The sequence below is a fragment of the Porcincola intestinalis genome (assembly GCF_009696445.1).
GTDB lineage: Bacteria > Bacillota > Clostridia > Lachnospirales > Lachnospiraceae > Porcincola > Porcincola intestinalis.
The window spans coordinates 143,239-162,338 of the sequence record NZ_VULZ01000006.1; the positions used below are offsets into that span (position 1 = coordinate 143,239).

15 protein-coding genes are annotated in these 19,100 nt (G+C 55.3%); all 15 read right to left on the bottom strand.

Annotated elements, in window-relative coordinates:
• Nucleotides 1–44: 44 nt before the first annotated feature.
• Nucleotides 45–2,156, bottom strand: coding sequence for a polyribonucleotide nucleotidyltransferase (locus tag FYJ35_RS07300; RefSeq protein ID WP_154525068.1), 2,112 nt, complete (start codon nt 2,154–2,156; stop codon nt 45–47).
• Between the two features lie 217 nt (nt 2,157–2,373).
• The gene (rpsO, locus tag FYJ35_RS07305) at nt 2,374–2,640 is read right to left on the bottom strand and encodes a 30S ribosomal protein S15 (protein WP_154525070.1); all 267 of its coding nucleotides are present in this window, start codon (nt 2,638–2,640) and stop codon (nt 2,374–2,376) included.
• 193 nt (nt 2,641–2,833) lie between these two features.
• Complete coding sequence (locus tag FYJ35_RS07310; protein WP_154525072.1) at nt 2,834–3,790, bottom strand: bifunctional riboflavin kinase/FAD synthetase; 957 nt, start codon at nt 3,788–3,790, stop codon at nt 2,834–2,836.
• Complete coding sequence (truB, locus tag FYJ35_RS07315; RefSeq protein ID WP_154525074.1) at nt 3,787–4,704, bottom strand: tRNA pseudouridine(55) synthase TruB; 918 nt, start codon at nt 4,702–4,704, stop codon at nt 3,787–3,789. Before truB ends, FYJ35_RS07310 begins: the two co-directional genes overlap by 4 nt.
• Entirely contained in the window at nt 4,704–5,690 is a 987-nt protein-coding gene (locus tag FYJ35_RS07320; protein WP_154525076.1) for a DHH family phosphoesterase, read from the bottom strand. Before FYJ35_RS07320 ends, truB begins: the two co-directional genes overlap by 1 nt.
• Entirely contained in the window at nt 5,687–6,148 is a 462-nt protein-coding gene (gene rbfA, locus FYJ35_RS07325) for a 30S ribosome-binding factor RbfA (protein WP_154525078.1), read from the bottom strand. The genes FYJ35_RS07320 and rbfA overlap by 4 nt, the downstream gene beginning before the upstream one ends.
• 27 nt (nt 6,149–6,175) lie before the next feature.
• Nucleotides 6,176–9,298 (bottom strand): translation initiation factor IF-2, encoded by a 3,123-nt coding sequence (gene infB / locus FYJ35_RS07330; RefSeq protein ID WP_154525080.1) that lies wholly within the window; start codon nt 9,296–9,298, stop codon nt 6,176–6,178.
• A gap of 1 nt (nt 9,299) precedes the next feature.
• The gene (locus FYJ35_RS07335; protein ID WP_154525082.1) at nt 9,300–9,635 is read right to left on the bottom strand and encodes a L7Ae/L30e/S12e/Gadd45 family ribosomal protein; all 336 of its coding nucleotides are present in this window, start codon (nt 9,633–9,635) and stop codon (nt 9,300–9,302) included.
• Entirely contained in the window at nt 9,625–9,921 is a 297-nt protein-coding gene (gene rnpM, locus FYJ35_RS07340) for an RNase P modulator RnpM (protein ID WP_328597059.1), read from the bottom strand. The genes FYJ35_RS07335 and rnpM overlap by 11 nt, the downstream gene beginning before the upstream one ends.
• 58 nt (nt 9,922–9,979) lie before the next feature.
• On the bottom strand, nt 9,980–11,284 hold the full coding sequence (nusA, locus tag FYJ35_RS07345; protein ID WP_154525086.1) for a transcription termination factor NusA: 1,305 nt from the start codon (nt 11,282–11,284) through the stop codon (nt 9,980–9,982).
• 24 nt (nt 11,285–11,308) lie between these two features.
• Nucleotides 11,309–11,785: a ribosome maturation factor RimP gene (gene rimP / locus FYJ35_RS07350; RefSeq protein ID WP_154525088.1), complete on the bottom strand. Its 477-nt coding sequence runs from the start codon at nt 11,783–11,785 to the stop codon at nt 11,309–11,311.
• 134 nt (nt 11,786–11,919) lie between these two features.
• The gene (locus FYJ35_RS07355; RefSeq protein ID WP_154525090.1) at nt 11,920–14,160 is read right to left on the bottom strand and encodes a DNA gyrase/topoisomerase IV subunit A; all 2,241 of its coding nucleotides are present in this window, start codon (nt 14,158–14,160) and stop codon (nt 11,920–11,922) included.
• A gap of 46 nt (nt 14,161–14,206) precedes the next feature.
• A complete protein-coding gene (locus FYJ35_RS07360; RefSeq protein ID WP_154525092.1) occupies nt 14,207–16,126 on the bottom strand; it encodes a DNA gyrase/topoisomerase IV subunit B in 1,920 nt (639 codons plus the stop codon).
• Nucleotides 16,123–16,800 carry an LbetaH domain-containing protein gene (locus FYJ35_RS07365; RefSeq protein WP_154525094.1) on the bottom strand — a complete coding sequence of 226 codons (678 nt, stop codon included), beginning with the start codon at nt 16,798–16,800 and terminating at the stop codon, nt 16,123–16,125. Before FYJ35_RS07365 ends, FYJ35_RS07360 begins: the two co-directional genes overlap by 4 nt.
• Nucleotides 16,801–16,805: 5 nt before the next feature.
• Nucleotides 16,806–18,989, bottom strand: a complete 2,184-nt coding sequence (locus FYJ35_RS07370) for a DNA topoisomerase (protein WP_154525096.1) — start codon at nt 18,987–18,989, stop codon at nt 16,806–16,808.
• Nucleotides 18,990–19,100 lie beyond the last annotated feature (111 nt).

Sequence of the window (19,100 nt, forward strand, 5' to 3'; positions counted from 1 at the left end):
TTTTCACCAGGATTTTCGGAACTTTCCAGGCAGTTCAGACTGTGTCACGCAGACTGATAAGGTCCCTGTTTGACATCCTTCATGGAGAAGGAAAGTCTGCCCATCTTGTCTTTTCCGAGGCAGACAACCGTCACCTTGTCACCGAGCGTCAGCACATCCTCAACATGGTCGATTCTATGCTTTGCGATCTTGGAGATGTGGACCATGCCTTCCTTGCCGGGAGCGAACTCGATGAATGCGCCGAAGTCCTTGATCGACACAACAGTCCCCTGAAGGATCTGACCCTCCTCGAAGTCGGTCGTGATGATCCGGATCATATTGATGGCGCTCGCAATCGCATTCTTGTCATCGCTCGACACAGATACATTGCCGTCATCATCGATATCGATCTTGGCGCCTGTTCTGGCGATGATCTCATTGATGGTCTTTCCGCGCTGACCAACAACATCACCGATCTTGTTCGGATCAATCTGGATCTGCTCGATCTTCGGCGCGTACTTCGAGACCTCCGGTCTCGGCTCAGCGATGCACGGAGTCATAATCTCATTGAGGATATACTCCCTTGCCTGCTTCGTGCGCGCAATCGCTTCCTCAACAATCGGACGGGTCAGACCGTGGATCTTGATATCCATCTGGATCGCCGTGATGCCGTCATGCGTGCCTGCGACCTTGAAGTCCATATCCCCAAAGAAGTCCTCAAGTCCCTGAATATCGGTCAGGACGATGTAATCATCATCGGTATCTCCGGTTACAAGTCCGCAGGAAATGCCGGCAACCTGCTTCTTAATCGGAACGCCAGCAGCCATCAGGGACATCGTAGACGCACAAATGGATGCCTGAGAGGTGGAGCCGTTCGACTCGAAGGTTTCGGAGACGCATCGGATCGCGTACGGGAAATCTTCCTTGGACGGAATCACCGGCAGAAGCGCTCTCTCAGCGAGCGCGCCATGCCCGATCTCACGGCGTCCCGGGCCTCTGGACGGCTTTGTCTCACCGACAGAGTAGGATGGGAAGTTATACTGGTGAATATACCGCTTCTCTGTGATATTCGGATCTAGCCCCTCAATCTTCTGAACTTCGGAGAGCGGTGCAAGGGTTGTGACGGTACAGATCTGCGTCTGTCCGCGGGTGAACATTGCACTTCCATGAACCCGGGGAATCAGGTCAATCTCGGCTGACAACGGCCGGATCTGATCGATCTTTCTTCCGTCCGGTCTCTTGTGATCCTTCAGAATCATCTTCCGGACTGTCTTCTTCTCATACTGATACATGGCGTCCGCAAGGTATGCAAGATAATCTTCCTTCTCTGCCCATGCTTCCTTCACCCGGTCTGTCAGAACAGCGATGTTTGCCTCACGCTGCTGCTTTTCGTCTGTGAAGACAGCCTGTTCCATCTCCTCCTGCGGAACAAGCTCCTTGAGCGCAGCAAAGACCTCCTCCGGGACTGCATAGCTCTGATAGGTGAACTTCTGCTTGCCCTCAGCCGCAACGATCTCATTGATGAAACGAATGATTTCCTGATTGACATCGTGCGCCTTGTAGATGGCCTCGATCATCCTGGCTTCCGGAATCTCCTTTGCGCCTGCCTCGATCATGATGACCTTCGTCGAGGTGGATGCGACTGTCAGCTGCAGATCGCCCTCATCCCACTGCTTCTGGGACGGATTGATGATGAACTCCCCGTCGATCATGCCAACCTGGGTCATCGCACAGGGTCCGTCGAACGGAATATCGGAGATGCAGGTCGCAATGGAGCTGCCGAGCATGGCGACAAGCTCCGGACGGCACTCCGGATCGACCGACATGACCAGGTTATTCAGGGTTACATCGTTGCGGAAATCCTTCGGGAAGAGCGGGCGCATCGGACGGTCAATGACGCGCGCGGTCAGAACAGAGTTCTCACTCGCCTTGCCCTCTCTTTTGTTGAAACCACCCGGAATCTTGCCGACTGCGTAAGCCTTCTCCTCAAACTCCACGGAGAGCGGGAAGAAATCGATGCCTTCTCTCGGTGCGTCGGAAGCTGTTGCTGTCGAGAGAACCGTCGTGTCGCCGTAGTGCATGAATGCAGCACCATTCGCCTGGGCCGCGACCCTGCCGACATCGACGCTGAGCGTGCGGCCGGCCAGTTCCATGGAATACCTTCTGCCTTTTTTCATCTTGAAACTCCTTTGTACATGCGACCCCATCCCCGAATCAACTGCAAGCATGACCTGCCGTGTCTGCCATCAGACAGCAGGGCATAATCCCACTCAGCACAGAACGCATGCTTTCACTCAGATCAGTCTTGCAGTTGCCTCGGCATGATGAAAATCGCGTCTTCAATTACACACAAAGCACCCCGGAACCAGTCCAGGGTGCTCTGCAGATGCCTCATTACTTGCGGATTCCGAGCTTTGCGATCAGTTCACGGTAAGCATTGATATCCTTCTTTGCAAGATAAGCAAGAAGTCCTCTTCTCTGTCCTACCATCTTGAACAGACCTCTTCTGGAAGCGTGATCCTTCGGATTGGCCTTCAGATGCTCAGTGAGCTCAGCGATCCGCTCGGTCAGGATTGCAACCTGAACCTCCGGCGAACCGGTGTCACCTTCCTTGCGGCCATACTTGTTGATCAGCTCTGTCTTCTTTTCCTTCGTAATCATGAGTCAGTCCTCCTGAGACTAATAATAGGCGTGCCGGGTCCCCGGCACAGTCATCTGAATCACACCGTCCCGTCAGAAAACGTCCGGCTGATCCAGTCGTATCACCAGATACACGGGATTCGCCGGAGGCGGCGGGATCCTGAGTACCGGTTCAAAACACACTTGTGCAGTGTAACATCATTATGAAGACGCGTCAAGTTTTCGGAAGGACGCCGCGTCTTGAAAGGAAATGGAGTCCCTTCCCGGCATCCTCCTTCATCTGCGCCGTCAGCTCCTCGAGCGAGGAGAACACCTCTTCACCCCGGATCCTGTGGTAGAATCTTGTCTGAAGATCGGTTCCGTACAGATCCTCTGAGAAGTCCAGAAGGTAGGTTTCAACCGTGCGGTCATTTCCATCCGAGATGGTCGGATTCGTGCCGATGTTGGTGACGCCCGGGACGCATCTTCCGTCCTGAAGCTCCGTGACCGTTGCATAGACTCCATCAGGCGGGAGAAGCTTGCGCGCCGACGGCAGGATGTTGACGGTCGGGAAGCCGATCGTCGAACCGAGGTGTCTGCCATGAACAACCCTGCCGGAAACCGGATAAGGCCGCCCCAGAAGCGCTTCTGTGAGATCCATATCTCCCGCTTTCAGGGCCGACCGGATCCTTGTAGAGCTGATCTCTCTACCCTGATAGCATTCCTTCGTCTCGATGACTGCGCGATAGCCGTACTGCTTCTGCCGGTCCAGCAGCATCTGCGCGCTTCCGGCCCTGCCGTATCCGAAGCGGAAATCCGACCCGACAACCAGGACAGCTGCATGCAGGATTTCCTTCAGCACGCGGCCGATGAAAGCCTCCGCCTGCATCGTCATCAGTTCCTTTGAGAACGGACATTCAATCAGAACATCCATTCCAAGCGATGCAACATATGACGCCCGCTCCTGCTCTGTCAGAATCTGCTGCCCGCCTGAATCAATGGCAAACATGATACCGGTAAGACCTTCCTGCTGCCGGCGGAGCACCTCTGACAAAAGCTTCTGGTGACCTCTGTGAACCCCGTCGAATTTGCCGAGCGTAACCGCACTTGAATGCAGCAGTATATCGCCTGACAGACATGCACTTTGAAATTCATGTATTCCGTGATAAATCAACATGCTATTTTCGCTCATTCTTCAGGCGGCCGGAGCATTCTGTAGGGACGATAGGTTCCGGCTGACGGCGTCTGTCTGTACAGGGCGTAAAATGTCCCGGCAGAATCACAGACGCGGATCATGTCCCCGCCACCGCGCGGCGGAAGGCCAAGCTCTCTCATCGTCAGCTCATTGCCGTTCAGAAGCTTCCGGTCTGCCTCGGGAATTGTCCGGACCCTCAGACAGTCCAGAAACATCTCCTCGCATGGAATGACATACGGGGCAAGCTCTCCGGATTTGGAAAGTGCCTCGATTCGCCCTAGCGAAAGGCTGTCGCCTATAAAGAAACCGCCGACGCGGAGTCGCTCGAGATGTTCCATCGCGCCGCCGACGCCAAGCCGTTCTCCAATATCCGCACACAGGGTCCGGATGTAAGTGCCTTTGGAACAGTCAATCTTCAAGGTCACAAGAGGAAGAGAAATCTCTTCAATCTCAATCTTCGGTATTTCAACGTGAACCGGCTTTCGCTCGACGACCTTTCCTTCCCTGGCCAGGTCATACAGCCTTTTTCCGCCGATCTGTTTGGCGGAATACATCGGCGGCACCTGATCGTATCCGCCCTGGAAAAAAAGGGCAGCCTGAGCGATCTCGTGCTCAGACAGTACCTTAAGCTGCGCCTGACCGGCTTCATTCAGAACCGTTCCGGTCATGTCCTGCGTGTCAGTCGTGACCCCCAGTCTGAGAACAGCCCGATAGGTTTTATCGTGGTCCGTCAGATATTCAGAAAGTCTGCAGGCTGTTCCGAGGAGCACCGGAAGAACGCCGACGGCAGCAGGATCCAGTGTCCCGGTATGACCGATCTTTTTCTGCCTCAGGATGCCGCGCAGTCTGGCAACAACATCGTTACTCGTATAGCCGGCTTCCTTGTAGACATTCAAAAGTCCGTTCCACATCAGGATGCTGTCTCCTCTGTGCCGGCGGAAAGCATGTGGAGCTGCTCCGCCACCTTTGCGACGATATTGTTCACGACATCATGAACACCGCCGTTCATCGTGCAGCCGGCGGCATTGACATGCCCGCCGCCCTGGAAGAACAGGGCGATCTTTGCCACGTCAACCTTTCCGTTCGAACGCATGCTGACCTTGAACTCCCGGATTCCGCTTTCGTAGAGGAAGATGGCAACCTCCACGCCTTCCGTCTCTCTCAAAATAGACGAGATCGGCGATAGGTCCTGGGGACCGACCCCATAGAAATCCATTTCCTTCTGGTGGATGACGGAAAAGATTACCTTTCCGTCCAGCATCAGCATGCTCTCGCTGAGCGCCTTTCCGATCACATGCGTCTGTGCGTAGGTCTTCTGATAAAAGGCAACATCGCATATTTTAGAAAAATCAATCCCGGTATCCATCAGCCAGCCTGCAATTTCCATCGTCCGGCTGCTTGTGCAGGAATAGCGGAAGACGCCGGAGTCGTTGATCACCCCCAGATACAGGGGTTCGGCGATCTCCTTTGTCAGGCGGTCTTTGCCGATCAGGAGGGTGACCAGCTCACTTGTCGAGCTGGAATCCGGCTGAACTTCATTGACGGCTCCGAAAAGAGGATTGCTGATATGATGATCGATCACAAGCGTGCGCTTTGCCGCATTGAAATACGGCAGAGCGCTTCCAAACCTGTCAGGAGCCGAGACATCGAGCGATATGAACAGGTCAACCGGTTCGATCTCCGGATAACTGGTGATGATCTCATCTGTATGCGCAACGAAGCGGAACGCGTCTGAGAAATTGCCCTCCAGGTAGACATGGGCATCAATCTGCGGATAATACGTCCGGAGAAACAGGTACATCCCCATGCAGCTCCCGAATGCATCTCCGTCCGGACGCACATGCCCGGCAATGGCGGCCGTGCGTACGTTCTTCAGCTGCTCATCCAGATTGATCATAGATCTGCCCCTCCCCCGTTGTCTTTATCCGTCCTGATGCCGAAACTGTCTGTCTCATCCTCAAAGCCTTCAAATACTCGCCCTGTCATCTCACGGGCTTCATCGTCATGCCGGATGACGTCGTCGATCTTTTTCGACATGCTGACACCGTACGCAATGGAATCATCCGCAATGAATCGGATTTCAGGCGTATTCCTCAGGTTCACTGTCCGTGCCAGCTCATGCCGGATGAAGCCTTCGGCTGCCCGGAGTCCCTTGATGGTCTCCTTCAGCGCATCCGCATCGCCAAGAACGGATATATAAGCCTTGCAGGTTTTCAAGTCTGGAGCAACCTCGACCCCCGTGACGCTGGTCATCGGGTGCACGCGCGGATCCTTGATCTCACGCTGAATGATGGCCTGCATCTCACGGCGGTATTCTTCATTGATTCTGATATTCTTGATACTGTTTTTTCTCATTTTCTGTCTGTTCTTTCGCGTGACTGCTCAGGACTGCTTCTTTACGGCAGCCTTCTTATCAGCGGCCTTTTTTGCCTCAATCTTATCGCGCGGAACCTCGACCATCTTGTAGACCTCAACCTGGTCGCCCTCGGCGATTTCGTTGAAATCCTCAAAGACAAGACCGCACTCATATCCTGCCTTGACAGACTTGACATCGTCCTTGAAACGCTTCAGGGACGCAATCTCGCCATCGAAGATCTGTTTGCCTTCCCGGGTGATCCGGGCCTTGCTTCCACGCTCCACGATGCCGTCCAGGACATACGATCCGGCAATATTGCCGATGCCTGAAGCTTTGAAGATCTGGCGAACCTCGACATGACCTGTCACCTGCTCCTCGTAAACCGGTTCGAGCATACCCTTCATCGCGTTCTCAACATCATTGATCGCATCATAAATGACTCTGTACAGTTTGACCTCGACGCCCTCTCTCTCTGCAGTCGACTTTGCAAGCGCATCCGGTCTGACATTGAAGCCGATGATGATGGCATTCGATGCGCCGGCCAGCGTGACATCGGACTCGTTGATGGCACCGACACCGCTATGAATAATCTTGACGACCACCTCGTCGTTTGACAGCTTCAGCAGGCTCTGCTTCAGGGCTTCGACGGAACCCTGAACATCTGCCTTGACAATCAGGTTCAGCTCCTTCAGGCTGCCCTCCTGAATCTGGCTGAAGAGGTCGTCAAGCGACATTCTGGACTTTGTCTCCGCGAGCATCTTCTCGCGTTCCACGGAGATGAAGGTCTCTGCAAATGACTTTGCCTCCTTCTCTGTCTCCGGGGAGACAAGGATCTCGCCTGCCTGCGGGACACTTGAGAATCCGATGATCTCTGCCGGAAAACCGGGGCCTGCTTCCTTGATTTCTCTTCCTCTGGAATCCACCATGCCTCTGACTTTGCCGAAGCTGGATCCGGCCGCAACCGGATCGCCGACATGGAGAACACCCTTCTGTACAAGAACGGATGCCACAGGTCCTCTTCCCTTGTCAAGCTTTGCCTCGATGATGAGGCCTCGTGCCCGGCGGTTCGGATTCGCCTTGAGCTCAAGAACATCTGCCGTCAGGAGGATCATCTCCAGAAGGTTGTCAATTCCCTCATGCGTCTTGGCGGAGACCGGCACCATGGTCGTGCTGCCGCCCCAGTCCTCGGCGATCAGACCGTACTCGGTCAGCTCCTGCTTGACGCGATCAATGTTGGCACTCGGTTTGTCAATCTTGTTGATCGCCACGATAATCTCGATGCCAGCCGCCTTCGCATGATTGATTGCCTCGATTGTCTGCGGCATGACACCGTCATCCGCGGCAACGACAAGGACTGCGATATCGGTAGAGTTCGCGCCTCTCATACGCATAGCCGTGAAGGCTTCATGTCCCGGCGTGTCGAGGAAGGTGATCTTGCGCCCGTTGTAATCAATGACAGACGCACCAATGTGCTGGGTGATGCCGCCCGCCTCGCGGTCGGTGACATGTGTGTTGCGGATCGCGTCCAGAAGGGACGTTTTACCGTGATCGACATGTCCCATCACGCAGACAACCGGCGGACGGGAGACAAGCGAATCTTCCGGATCCTCTGTATCCTTCAGAAGTTCGGCAATCAGATCCTTCTTCTCCTCATGCTCGCACAGAATGTCGTAATCCATCGCGATATTCTCTGCTTCCTCGTATGTCAGCTCCTGGTTCAGCGTCACCATTTTTCCCTGCAGGAAAAGCTTCTTGATCAGTGCGGATGGCTGAAGCTTCATCTTGTCGGCAAGATCGCGAAGTGTGAGAACATCCGGCAGCGTGATGGTCTTGATCTGTTCTTCCTGCACGGCTGCAACCGGCTCCGGCTTGTGGAATGCGCCGGCGCGGTTCGGATCCTTTTTCTTCCTGGAAGTGACAACCCTGTCATCCTGGTCAAAGCGATTGTACTTGTCCTTTGACTTGTCACGATCGTTCTTACCGCGGGCACTTCTCTGCCGCTCATTGTTCTTGCTGTCAAATGCGGCTTTCTTATCCGTGCCTTTTCTGCCGCCGAAGCTCTTTCCCGGCGCATCAGAGCGTCCAGATCCCGGCGCTGCTGCTCCTCTTTGTGAAAAGCCGCCTCTTGATCCGGTTCCCTGTCCGGACGGTCTGGACGAGCTTCTGTCGCTCCGTCCGGCTGCCGGCGATCCATCCCTGCGCTGGGAAGAGGAGCCCTGCCGGGCAGAAGTCCTGCCGGAGGCATCCCTTCTGTCACTGCCAAAGGACTGTCCCTGCCGGGCACGCTGTGCTGTACTCCTGCCCTGTCCGGCACCGGCGTCACGGCTGCCCTGACCGGCTCTGCGCACAGGCTCTGCGGCCTTCTGTTTTTCGGCTTCAGCTCTTGCCCGCTCCTCATCCGCTTTTCTTGCAGCCTCCGCAGCGGCACGGACGGCCTCTGCCTCAGCCGCCTTTCTAGCGGCCTCTTCCGCTGCCTTTGCAGCGGCTTCCTCGCGTGCCTTCTGAGCCGCGATGCGCGCTTCCTCCTCAGGCTTTCTGGTTGCAGATTCGCTGAGCGGACGCTCGTCCGCCTTCATCTGAGCCCGCGCCTGCTGGGCAGCGATGGAACTTCCGCCTTCCTTCAGAAGATCCTCTGCTGTTGTCGATCCGGTCAGCGCGCCGCGGAAATGTACCCTCGGCTTCGGCGTCTCCGGTTTTCTGACGGCACCGGCACGTCCGGCTGCCGGCTTTGCTGCCCCGCTGCGCACGGGAGATACCGACCTGCGCTGCGCATTCCCGGTCCCCTTCTCAGAAGCGGGCGTCGTCTGCTCAGGCTTTCTGTGAGGCCGGGCAGCATGGTCCCGCTGGCTGTCCGCCGCACCGGATCTTCCCTTCATCATGCCGCTTCTCGAATTCTGCGGCCGGAAGACTGCGACAATACGTTTCTTCTTCGGAGCGGCCTCCTGACGGGATTCCTGCCCGGGCTTCTGCTCTCCGTCTGAAGAAGGCTGAGCGGAAGGCGAAAGCTTTCTGCGGATCTTCGCGCAGGTCTCCTCATCGACCCCGCTCATGTTCGTTGCTTTCACGCCCATGGCTTTCAGTGTCGAGAGAACCTTTGAAGTCTCCACTCCAAGCGATTTTGCAAGTTCATGTACTCTGATATTTCCCAATTCAATACCTCCGCTCCCTGTCGGCACCTGTCCCCAGGGTTTTCTCGATGACTGCCGCAAAACCGGTATCCGTCAGCGCCAGACATGCCCGGTCACTGCAGCCGATGCTCAGCCCCAGCGCCGCCCTGTCGGAACAGACGACCATCCGGGCATGATGCCAGTCACACATATTCCGAAATTTTTTCTTTGTATTGTCAGAAGCGTCACCGGCAACCAGCACCAGCTCTGCTTTCCCTTTTCTGATGGCTTCCTCCGTCTGAAATTCCCCGGAGACAACCTTTCCGGCTCTTTTCGCAAGACCCAGATAGGATAAAAGCCTTTTTTCATTATCCGCCATCCATCTGCCTCCCGATTTCGTCATAGACATCAGGCGGGACGGCACACTTCAGGCTCCGCTCAAGGGCCCGGCTTTTCCGCGCCTTCTGCAGACATCCGGCATCCCGGCAGAGATAGACGCCCCGTCCGTTCAGCCTTCCGGTCTGATCGATCCGAACTGTGCCGGCTTCTGTTTTTACGATCCGAACCAGCTCTTTTTTCTCTTTCATAAGTCCGCATCCCGCACACTTACGGAGCGGCTGTTTTCTGACCTGTGCCATATTCCCCCTGTTCCGGAATCCGATCATCGTCTCCCCGGTATCCTGCAGCCGAAGGCCTTCAGCCGGAGTCTTCAGCAGCCGTCACTTAAGCCTCGCCGTTCCCCGGGTCACCGACACCGTTCTCATCCTGCGTCTCGTCCTCAGCCGGCATATCCTGTCCGAAAGAACGGTCATCAGCCGAGTCAGAATCGTCGTACATCGCATCGTTGTAAAGCGCCGCCGCGTCGGCAGAAGCCGCATCGTTGTAAAGATCGTCTGAATCCTCGCCGTAGGAGCCGTCATCCTCCTCGGCATAGTCTCCGTTCTCATCGTCATAGTACTCGTTCTGGAACTCCTCAAGCTCACCGGACTCGATTGCCTGCGTCTCAGACTTGATATCGATCTTGAAGCCGGTCAGTCTTGCGGTCAGTCTTGCATTCTGACCTTCCTTGCCGATTGCAAGAGAAAGCTGGTAATCCGGGACGACAACCTTCGCGGAGCGCTCGTCCTCGTCAACCAGAACGGTGACAACCTTCGCAGGGCTGAGGGCGTTCTCGATAAAGTACGCCGGGTTTTCATCCCACGCGACAATATCGATCTTCTCTCCGCCGAGTTCGTCGACGACGGCGGCCACCCGGCTTCCGTTCTGACCGACGCAGGCACCGACAGCATCCACGTTGTCAACATTGGACCAGACAGCCATCTTCGAGCGGGATCCAGCCTCGCGCGCAATCGCCTTGATCTCGACCGTTCCGTCCGCGACCTCCGCAACCTCCTCCTCGAAGAGTGCGCGCACAAAGTTCGGAGACTTTCTGGAAAGCACGATTCTCGGTCCCTTGGTTCCGTTCTCTACACGAACGATATAAACCTTGACCCGCTCATTCGGATAAAATGTCTCCCCGTGGATCATCTCACTTTCCGTCAGCATCGCATCGACCTTGCCCAGATTGATGATCACGTTGCGACCGACATAGCGCTGAACTTTTCCGGTGATGACCTTATTCTCCTTGTCAAAGTAATCCGCATACAGGCTCATGCGCTCAGCCTCGCGCACCTGCTGCATGATGACGTCCTTTGCGCTCTTGACCGCGATGCGGTTGAACCCGCGGGAATTGACTTCCTCCGGGACAATATCTCCAAGCTGGTACTTTCCATTCCGCATCTGCGCGTCGCCAAGAGAGATCTGTGTCAGTGGATCCTCGACATCTTCCACGACCGTCTTGTCAAGGTAGACACCGAGTGTGCGTTTGACCGGGTCCATCCGGACAGAGACATTCGTCAGTCCCTGCCGTTTGAAGTTCTTCTCGCAGGCGATTGTCAGAGAGGATTTGATCGCATCCATCAGCACTTCCGCCTTGATGCCCTTTTCCTTCTCAAGTAACTGCAAGGAATCGAATAATTCGTCGTTCATAGTTTTTTCCCTTAACCTCCCGGATTACCAGTCAAATGCTTCTCTGATCAGGGCAATATTCTCCCTGCTGAAAGTAACGTCCCGTTCAGAGGCTGTCCCCTGATCCGTCAGCAGTGTAATCGTATGTGCATCCCAGTCTGAAAGGGTTCCCTCCCAGTTTTTCTCGTGCTCCTGCGGACGGAACAGTCTGATTTCGACGTCCTTCCCCTTGTTTCTCACAAAATCCTTTTCCTTTTTCAGCGGTCTGCCGAGTCCGGGAGAGGAAATCTCCAGGATATAGGGCTCTGCGATGAAATCCTCTCTGTCCAGCTCAGCCTCCAGTGACCGGCTTACACGCTCGCAGTCATCCACCGTCACTCCGCCAGACTTGTCGATGTAACCGCGCAGATACCAGCTGCCGCCTTCCTTCACAAACTCTACATCGACCAGCTCATAGCCTCCGGCCTCTGTAATCGGGAGAAGGAGCTGCTCCGTCTTTTCCTCATAAACGGCCTTGTTCATGTTTCCCCTCTACACGAAAGAAGAACGGGTTTTTAACCCGTTCTTCGTCGACAGTTATCTGATACTCCCTGTACTCTACCACTACAAGATATAGATTTCAAGTCATTTGGCATCAATTTCATGTAAAAACCGGCTCATTTGCGGAGCTTTGTGCCCTTTGCGCCCCGCTGGGAGATCTTCAGACGGTTCAGCGCGACGGTTTTCTCCTCGATCACCGCCTCCGTCGGCGCTCCCTCCTCCAGATACCAGACATTCTCAACCCGGTCAGCCTCCCCGAGCTGGATGCCGCGCACACCGCGCGCATTTTTCTTCTGCAGCGGGATATCATCCTCATTCATCCGCAGAAGATACTGATTGGCAGTGTGGAGCACCATCGTCGTCTGGAAATGAGCGAGATGGACGGACAGAAGCCGGTCGCCTTCATCCAGCTTCGTTGCCGCAACCGTCTTCTTGGCAACGTCAAATTCCGAGCCTTCCACCTGCTTGACAAATCCTCCCTCCGTCACGAAGATCAGCCGCATGTTGACAATGTTGGAAAGCGGAATCACATCGATGTAGAGCTCATCCTTTGAATCATAGTTGCAGAGGTTGTCGATCGGGGTTCCCTTGTCGCGGAACTTGCCATGCGGAACATCCTCGACTTTGAGGATGTGCTGCCGGCCGATGTCCGTGTAGATACAGAGCTTCGCATCGCTCATCGTATGCAGGACGATCCGGTTCTCGGAATCCGCCGCTTCCCGGTTTTTCTCATATACGGGCTCGTCCACCGTCCGGGCATACCCGAAGCGGTCCATCAGGAAGACGCACGGGTAGGCCTCTGCCTTCTTCTCCTCGATCACAACCGCGCCGGCATTCGTGATGACCGTCCTGCGCGGACGGGCGTAGGCCTTCTTGAAGGACAGAAGTTCCGAGATGATCACATTGGCCATGGAGTCATAGCTGTTCAGAATGTCGGTGTAGGCCGCGATATTCTTCAGTGTCTGGTCATAGTCCGCCTGGAGCGAGTCCAGCTCGAGACCGATCAGGCGGTAGAGCTTCATTTCCAGGATTGCGTCCGCCTGCGTCTCTGTAAAATGCAGCTTCGAAGCCGCCTTCTGTGATTTTACCGTCTTGAAGCGGATTCCCTCTGTATTTCCCGTCACAAGGCAGTCCCTTGCCATCTTCCGGTCCTTTGAGCCGCGGAGGATCTCGATAATCAGGTCGATCACATCGACCGCACGAATCAGGCCCTCCTGAATATCCTTCTTCTTCTCCTCGCTTTTCAGCAGGCTGGTATATTTCCGCGTCGCAATATCGAACTGAAAATCGATGTGCGCCTCCAGAATCCGGCGGAGGGACAGCGTCTCCGGGCGCCCGTCCGCGACCGCAAGCATATTGACACCGAAGGTATCCTCCAGCCGTGTCTTTTTATAGAGAAGCTTCTCAATATAAGACGGATCCGCTCCCTTGCGGAGGTCCAGCACGATCCGGATCCCTTCCTTGGAGGACTGGTTTGAAATATCGGCAATCTCGCTTCCAAGGCGGCTGTCGGCGAGCGCCGCACAGTCATTGAGGAACTTCCCGATTCCCATCCCGATCATTGTGTACGGAATCTGCGTCACAACGAGCCGCTGGCGCTCGGTGCGCGGAATCTTTTCAACCTCGACCTTTCCGCGGATGCGGATCTTACCGGTTCCGGTCCTGTAGATTTCGGCCAGCTCATCCTGATTGACGACAATGCCGCCCGTCGGAAAATCTGGCCCCTGCACGATGTCCATCAGCTTATCATCCGAAAGATTCTGATCCCGGATCAGGGCGATGGTCGCGTCGATGACCTCACCGAGGTTGTGAGGCGGAATGCTTGTCGCCATGCCGACGGCAATACCCTCCGAGCCATTCACGAGCAGATTCGGAATCCGCGCAGGCAGCACGACCGGTTCCTTCTCCGTCTCATCGAAGTTCGGAACAAAGTCCACGACATTCCGGTCGAGATCTGCGAGAAAGACCTCCTGCGTCATTTTCTGGAGGCGGGCTTCCGTATACCGCATGGCAGCGGCTCCGTCTCCTTCGATCGATCCGAAGTTTCCGTGCCCGTCCACCAGCGGCAGCCCCATCTTGAAGTCCTGCGCCATCACGACGAGCGCACCGTAGATGGATGAATCTCCATGCGGATGGAATTTACCCATCGTATCTCCGACGATCCTCGCACTCTTTCTGTAAGGCTTGTCGTACCGGGTTCCGAGTTCATACATGTCATACAGCGTCCGACGCTGGACCGGTTTCAGCCCGTCCCGGACATCCGGAAGCGCCCTCGCCACGATGACGCTCATCGCGTAATCGATGTAGGACTTCTGCATAATCTCGCTGTATTCAGTCTGAATGATTTCCTGTGCCATCTGTTTTTATGTTCCTTTTCTGCTTTTCATGTGCATGCCGGAAGGCTTACACATCGAGCGCCGCGTCGCGGGCGTGCTCATGGATGAATTCCCGTCTCGGCGGAACATCGTTGCCCATGAGAAGCGCGGTGATGTCGGAGGCACTCCGCCCGTCCTCAATCTCGACCCGCCGCATTGTGCGCGTCTCAGGATTCAGCGTCGTCTCCCAGAGCTGTTCCGGATCCATCTCGCCAAGGCCCTTGTAGCGCTGAAGCGTGAAGCCGGACTTATGATGTTTCCTGTAGCGCGCCAGCGCCTCATCATCAAAGAGGTACTCTTCCTTCCCCTTCTGCGGGATCGCCTTGTACAGCGGAGGCATCGCGATATAAACATGTCCCTCGCCGATCAGATCCGGCATGAACCGGTAGAACAGGGTCAGAAGAAGCGTACAGATATGCGCGCCGTCGACATCGGCATCTGCCATGATGATGATCTTGCCGTAGCGCAGCTTTGTGATGTCAAAATCGTTCCCGTAGCCTTCTGAGAACCCGCAGCCAAACGAGTTGATCATCGTCTTGATCTCTTCATTCGCCAGCACCTTGTCGATCGAGGCCTTCTCCACGTTCAGGATCTTGCCGCGGATCGGCAGAATCGCCTGAAAATTCCGGTCACGGGCGGTCTTGGCCGAGCCGCCTGCGGAATCTCCCTCGACGATGAAAATCTCGCACTTTGAGGCGTCCCGGCTTTCGCAGTTTGCCAGCTTTCCGTTGGAATCAAAGGAATACTTCTGCTTTGTCAGAAGGTTTGTCTTGGCCTTTTCCTCGGTTTTCCGGATCTTTGCCGCCTTCTCCGCGCAGCCAAGCACTTCCCTGAGCGCGCTGAGATTCTTGTCGAAGTACCTGGAAAATTCATCTGAGGTGACCTTCGCGACAGCCCGGGCAGCATCGGCATTGTCGAGCTTTGTCTTCGTCTGCCCCTCGAAGCTCGGATCCGGATGACGGATGGAAATGACGGCCGTGCAGCCGTTCCGGATGTCTGCCCCGGTGAAGTTGGCATCCTTTTCCTTCAGGATTCCGAGCTCCCGTGCGTAGGTGTTCATGACGGTGGTAAATGCGGTCTTGAATCCGGTCAGATGGGTGCCGCCTTCTGAATTGAAGATGTTGTTGCAGAAACCCAGAATATTCTCATGGAATTCGTTGATATACTGGAGCGCAACCTCTACCTGGATACCGTCGCTGATTCCCTTGACATAGATGGGCTCGCAGACGGCTTCCTTGTTCTTGTTCAGGTCCCGTATGAAGCCCAGAATCCCCTCCGGTTCATGGAAGGTCAGCTCCTCGTCCCGTCCGTCCCTTTGATCACGGAACACAATGGTCAGCTCCGGATTCAGATACGTTGTCTCGTGGAGTCTGTTCTTGATCTCGGTAGCGGAAAATCTTGTGGTCTGCTCGAAGATCTCCGGATCCGGCAGGAAGGTGATGGTCGTTCCCGTCTCCTTTGTCTTCCCGATGACCGGGAGAAGCCCTTTTTCAAGCTCAAGGTCCGGCTTGCCCTTCCGGTACCGGTCATGGAAAATCTTCCCTTCTCTCTTCACCTGGACATCCATCCACTCCGAGAGAGCATTGACAACAGAGGAACCGACCCCATGAAGGCCGCCGGATGTCTTGTAGGCATCGCTGTCGAACTTGCCGCCGGCATGGAGCGTCGTAAAGACAACACGCTCCGCCGAGACTCCCTTCTGATGCATGCCGACCGGAATCCCGCGTCCGTTATCGCCGACCGTGCAGCTGCCATCAGCGTTCAGCGTCACATCGATTCGGGTGCAGTACCCGGCCAGATGCTCATCGACAGAGTTGTCGACAATCTCGTAGACCAGATGATTCAGTCCGCGGCGGGAGGTACTGCCGATATACATGCCAGGCCTCCTGCGGACTGCCTCCAGCCCTTCGATGACCTGTATGGAACTTGCGTCGTAATTTTCTGTCATGCTTCAATCTTCCTGACGATATTTCCGGCTGCCTTGTATATGCTGTGTGCCGGAACCACTCCTCTGACATTGTTCACCGGATAGATGTTCGTATATCTGCCGACCACGGTACCCGGATTCAGGACGGTGTTGCAGCCCACCTCGACATGATCCCCCAGAAGGGCTCCGATTTTGCGAAGTCCCGTCACATACTCATGCTCTCCGTCCCGGATCACGATATTTTTGCGGTCTGCCTTGATATTGGAGGTGATTGCGCCGGCTCCCATGTGCGCATAGAAGCCGAGGACGGAGTCCCCTACATAGTTATAATGCGGAACCTCCACATGGTTGAACAGTACAACATTCTTCAGCTCAGTCGAATTGCCGACCGTCGCGTTCTCGCCGACGATCGCGCAGCCGCGGATGAAGGCACACTGGCGGATCTCCGCATCTCTGCAGATGATCGCAGGTCCGTGAATATAGGCGCTGTCAAAGACAACGGCGCTCTTGTGGATCCAGACATCCTCTCCGTACTGCCTGTGTGTATACTCCTCCGGGTCAAGCGTTTTCCCAAGCTCGAGAATAAAATCCTTGATCTTCGGGAGAACCTCCCACGGATAAGCTGCCCCCTCAAAAAGGTCCTTTGCAATGGTCTCATTGAGATCATAGAGTTCTTCAATCCTGCACGGTTCCATACTTGTTATCCTCCATCCTGATCAGATTTCCTGTTTGACTGCCCGGCAGCCCTCCCGGAAGCTTTGCCGGGCGGACTTCCGGCAGCCTTTGCCTTTGTTTTTCCGGAAGGCCTGCGTTTCCCGGAGCCGCCTGCATGACCTGTGACCGTCCTTGCCTTGTAGAAAGCGGCCGCCTCATTATACATCGGAACCATCTGTGTTTCATTGTGAACACTTTTGACAAAGTTTGTCCACTTAGACACATACCCATCCATCGTCTCTGTGTACTGCTCGGGGGTAACCTTCCCGTCGGCTACATAGCCCAGCCCCTTTTCCCAGCTGGCTGTCAGCGCCGGATCAAGCAATGACCGGATCGAACAGCGAACCACATCGTAGATCATCTCGCCGAGGAGCGTCGGCGTCAGAATCTGTGTTTTGCTGCTGAGCGCGATGTAGCGGTTGTTCACGAGCTTTTTCAGAATCTCAGCCCGCGTCGCGCTTGTCCCGATGCCGGTTGAGCGGATCTGCTCGCGGAGCTCCTCATCCTCGATCAGCTGACCGGCATTCTCCATCGCGAGGATCATCGATCCCGAATTGTACCGCTTTGGCGGCGAGGTCTTTCCTTCCCGGATCTCATATTCTCTGACCGGAAGCTTCTCTCCCTTCCGGAGCTTCTCAAGAACTTCGCCAAGGGCCCGGTCCGCAGCTTCCTTGTCCGAAGCTTCCTGGACGGTAGCCTCCCTGTCCGCTGCGTCTTCGTTCCCTGAGGCGGGCTGATCTCCCTGAGCATCTTTCTGTTTCTTCATGACGGCCAGATATCCTTCATCCTCCAGTACACGATAAGAGGAGAAGAACTTTTCACCCTCCGCATCCAGCGTCAGGGAGATCTTCCGGTATATGGCCGGCGGATAGAAGATCGAGAGAAAGCGCCGGACAATCGCGCAGTAGACACCGTATTCTGTTCCCTTCAGGCTCTTCAGCGCCCCGAGTCCCTGTCCGGTCGGAATCAGGGCATAGTGATCGGTAATCTGCTTGTCGTCGACATATTTTGTCTTGGCGATCGTCCTCCACTTTCCGTCATCCAGGGCCTTCTTTGCGTATGCAGCCGCCGGCTGAAAATTCAGAAGTCCCTTGATGTTGCGGTCAATTTCCTTTGAGATCGCGGTGGAGAGGACGCGCGCATCGGTTCTGGGATAGGTGACGAGCTTTTTCTCATACAAATCCTGAACATAATTCAGGGTCTGATCCGGGCTGATGTGGAACATCCGGCTGCAGTCATTCTGAAGCTCGGCCAGATTATACAGAAGGGGCGGGTTTTTCTTCTCCGTTTTCTTCTCGCACTTGTCCACTGCTGCCTGAAGGGGCAGGTTTTTTGAAAGATCCCGGACAAAAGCTTCCGCATCCTCCCGTTTTTTGAAGCCATTCTGTGCGTACAAAAGCGGGGAGTTCTCGTACCTGGATCCCTTGACGGCCCGCCACTCGGCGGAGAATGAACATCCGTTTTTTTCAGTCAGCAGGAATATGCGGTAGAAGGGCGTTTCCTGAAAGGAGCGGATCTCCCGCTCCCGCTTCACTACCATGCCGAGGACACAGGTCATCACCCGCCCGACAGAAACCACGCAGTATTTTTCACCGAGGTAGGAGGCCATTGAGCGCCCGTACCGAAGCGTCAGCGCGCGCGAAAAATTAATTCCCATCAGATAATCTTCCTGTGCGCGCAGGTAGGCGGAGGACGCCAGATTGTCATAGGCGCTGAGCGGCTTTGCCTCATGGATTCCGCGCCGAATCTCCTCCTCCGTCTGCGAGTCGATCCAGACACGGCGCTCATCCTTGCCCTTCACGTCTGCCATCTGGCGGACAAGGCGGTAAATATACTCTCCCTCACGTCCGGAGTCGGTGCAGACATAGATCCGCTCCACATCCGGACGGTTGAGCAGCTTTTTGACGACAGCAAACTGCTTTCTGGCAGAGCCGATGACTTCGTATTTGTATGTGCTCGGAATAAAAGGAAGGGTATCCAGGCTCCACTTCTTATACTTCTGGTCGTAGACCTCCGGATAACTCATTGTGACCAGATGGCCGAGGCACCAGGTCACGACAAGATGCTCGGATTCCTGGTAGCCATCGCCTTTGGACATAGATTCCCCAAGCGTCGCGGCAAACTGCTGCGCGACGCTTGGCTTTTCAGCGATAAACAGATATTTTCCCATAGAATGACCGCACTCCTCCCACCGGCTCCTGCCGCGGGAGCGGCGCCGGGCAAGACCTCAGGTTCCCCGGCTTTCTGCGTTGGTTCTGAAATATGCTTTGTCTGATCTTCT

Coding starts and splice junctions, on each gene's coding strand:
- FYJ35_RS07300 (WP_154525068.1), bottom strand. CDS start 2,156: ATGAAAAAAGGCAGAAGGTATTCCATGGAACTGGCCGGCCGCACGCTC.
- rpsO (WP_154525070.1), bottom strand. CDS start 2,640: ATGATTACGAAGGAAAAGAAGACAGAGCTGATCAACAAGTATGGCCGC.
- FYJ35_RS07310 (WP_154525072.1), bottom strand. CDS start 3,790: ATGAGCGAAAATAGCATGTTGATTTATCACGGAATACATGAATTTCAA.
- truB (WP_154525074.1), bottom strand. CDS start 4,704: ATGTGGAACGGACTTTTGAATGTCTACAAGGAAGCCGGCTATACGAGT.
- FYJ35_RS07320 (WP_154525076.1), bottom strand. CDS start 5,690: ATGATCAATCTGGATGAGCAGCTGAAGAACGTACGCACGGCCGCCATT.
- rbfA (WP_154525078.1), bottom strand. CDS start 6,148: ATGAGAAAAAACAGTATCAAGAATATCAGAATCAATGAAGAATACCGC.
- FYJ35_RS07335 (WP_154525082.1), bottom strand. CDS start 9,635: ATGGCGGATAATGAAAAAAGGCTTTTATCCTATCTGGGTCTTGCGAAA.
- rnpM (WP_328597059.1), bottom strand. CDS start 9,921: ATGATCGGATTCCGGAACAGGGGGAATATGGCACAGGTCAGAAAACAG.
- nusA (WP_154525086.1), bottom strand. CDS start 11,284: ATGAACGACGAATTATTCGATTCCTTGCAGTTACTTGAGAAGGAAAAG.
- rimP (WP_154525088.1), bottom strand. CDS start 11,785: ATGAACAAGGCCGTTTATGAGGAAAAGACGGAGCAGCTCCTTCTCCCG.
- FYJ35_RS07355 (WP_154525090.1), bottom strand. CDS start 14,160: ATGGCACAGGAAATCATTCAGACTGAATACAGCGAGATTATGCAGAAG.
- FYJ35_RS07360 (WP_154525092.1), bottom strand. CDS start 16,126: ATGACAGAAAATTACGACGCAAGTTCCATACAGGTCATCGAAGGGCTG.
- FYJ35_RS07365 (WP_154525094.1), bottom strand. CDS start 16,800: ATGGAACCGTGCAGGATTGAAGAACTCTATGATCTCAATGAGACCATT.
- FYJ35_RS07370 (WP_154525096.1), bottom strand. CDS start 18,989: ATGGGAAAATATCTGTTTATCGCTGAAAAGCCAAGCGTCGCGCAGCAG.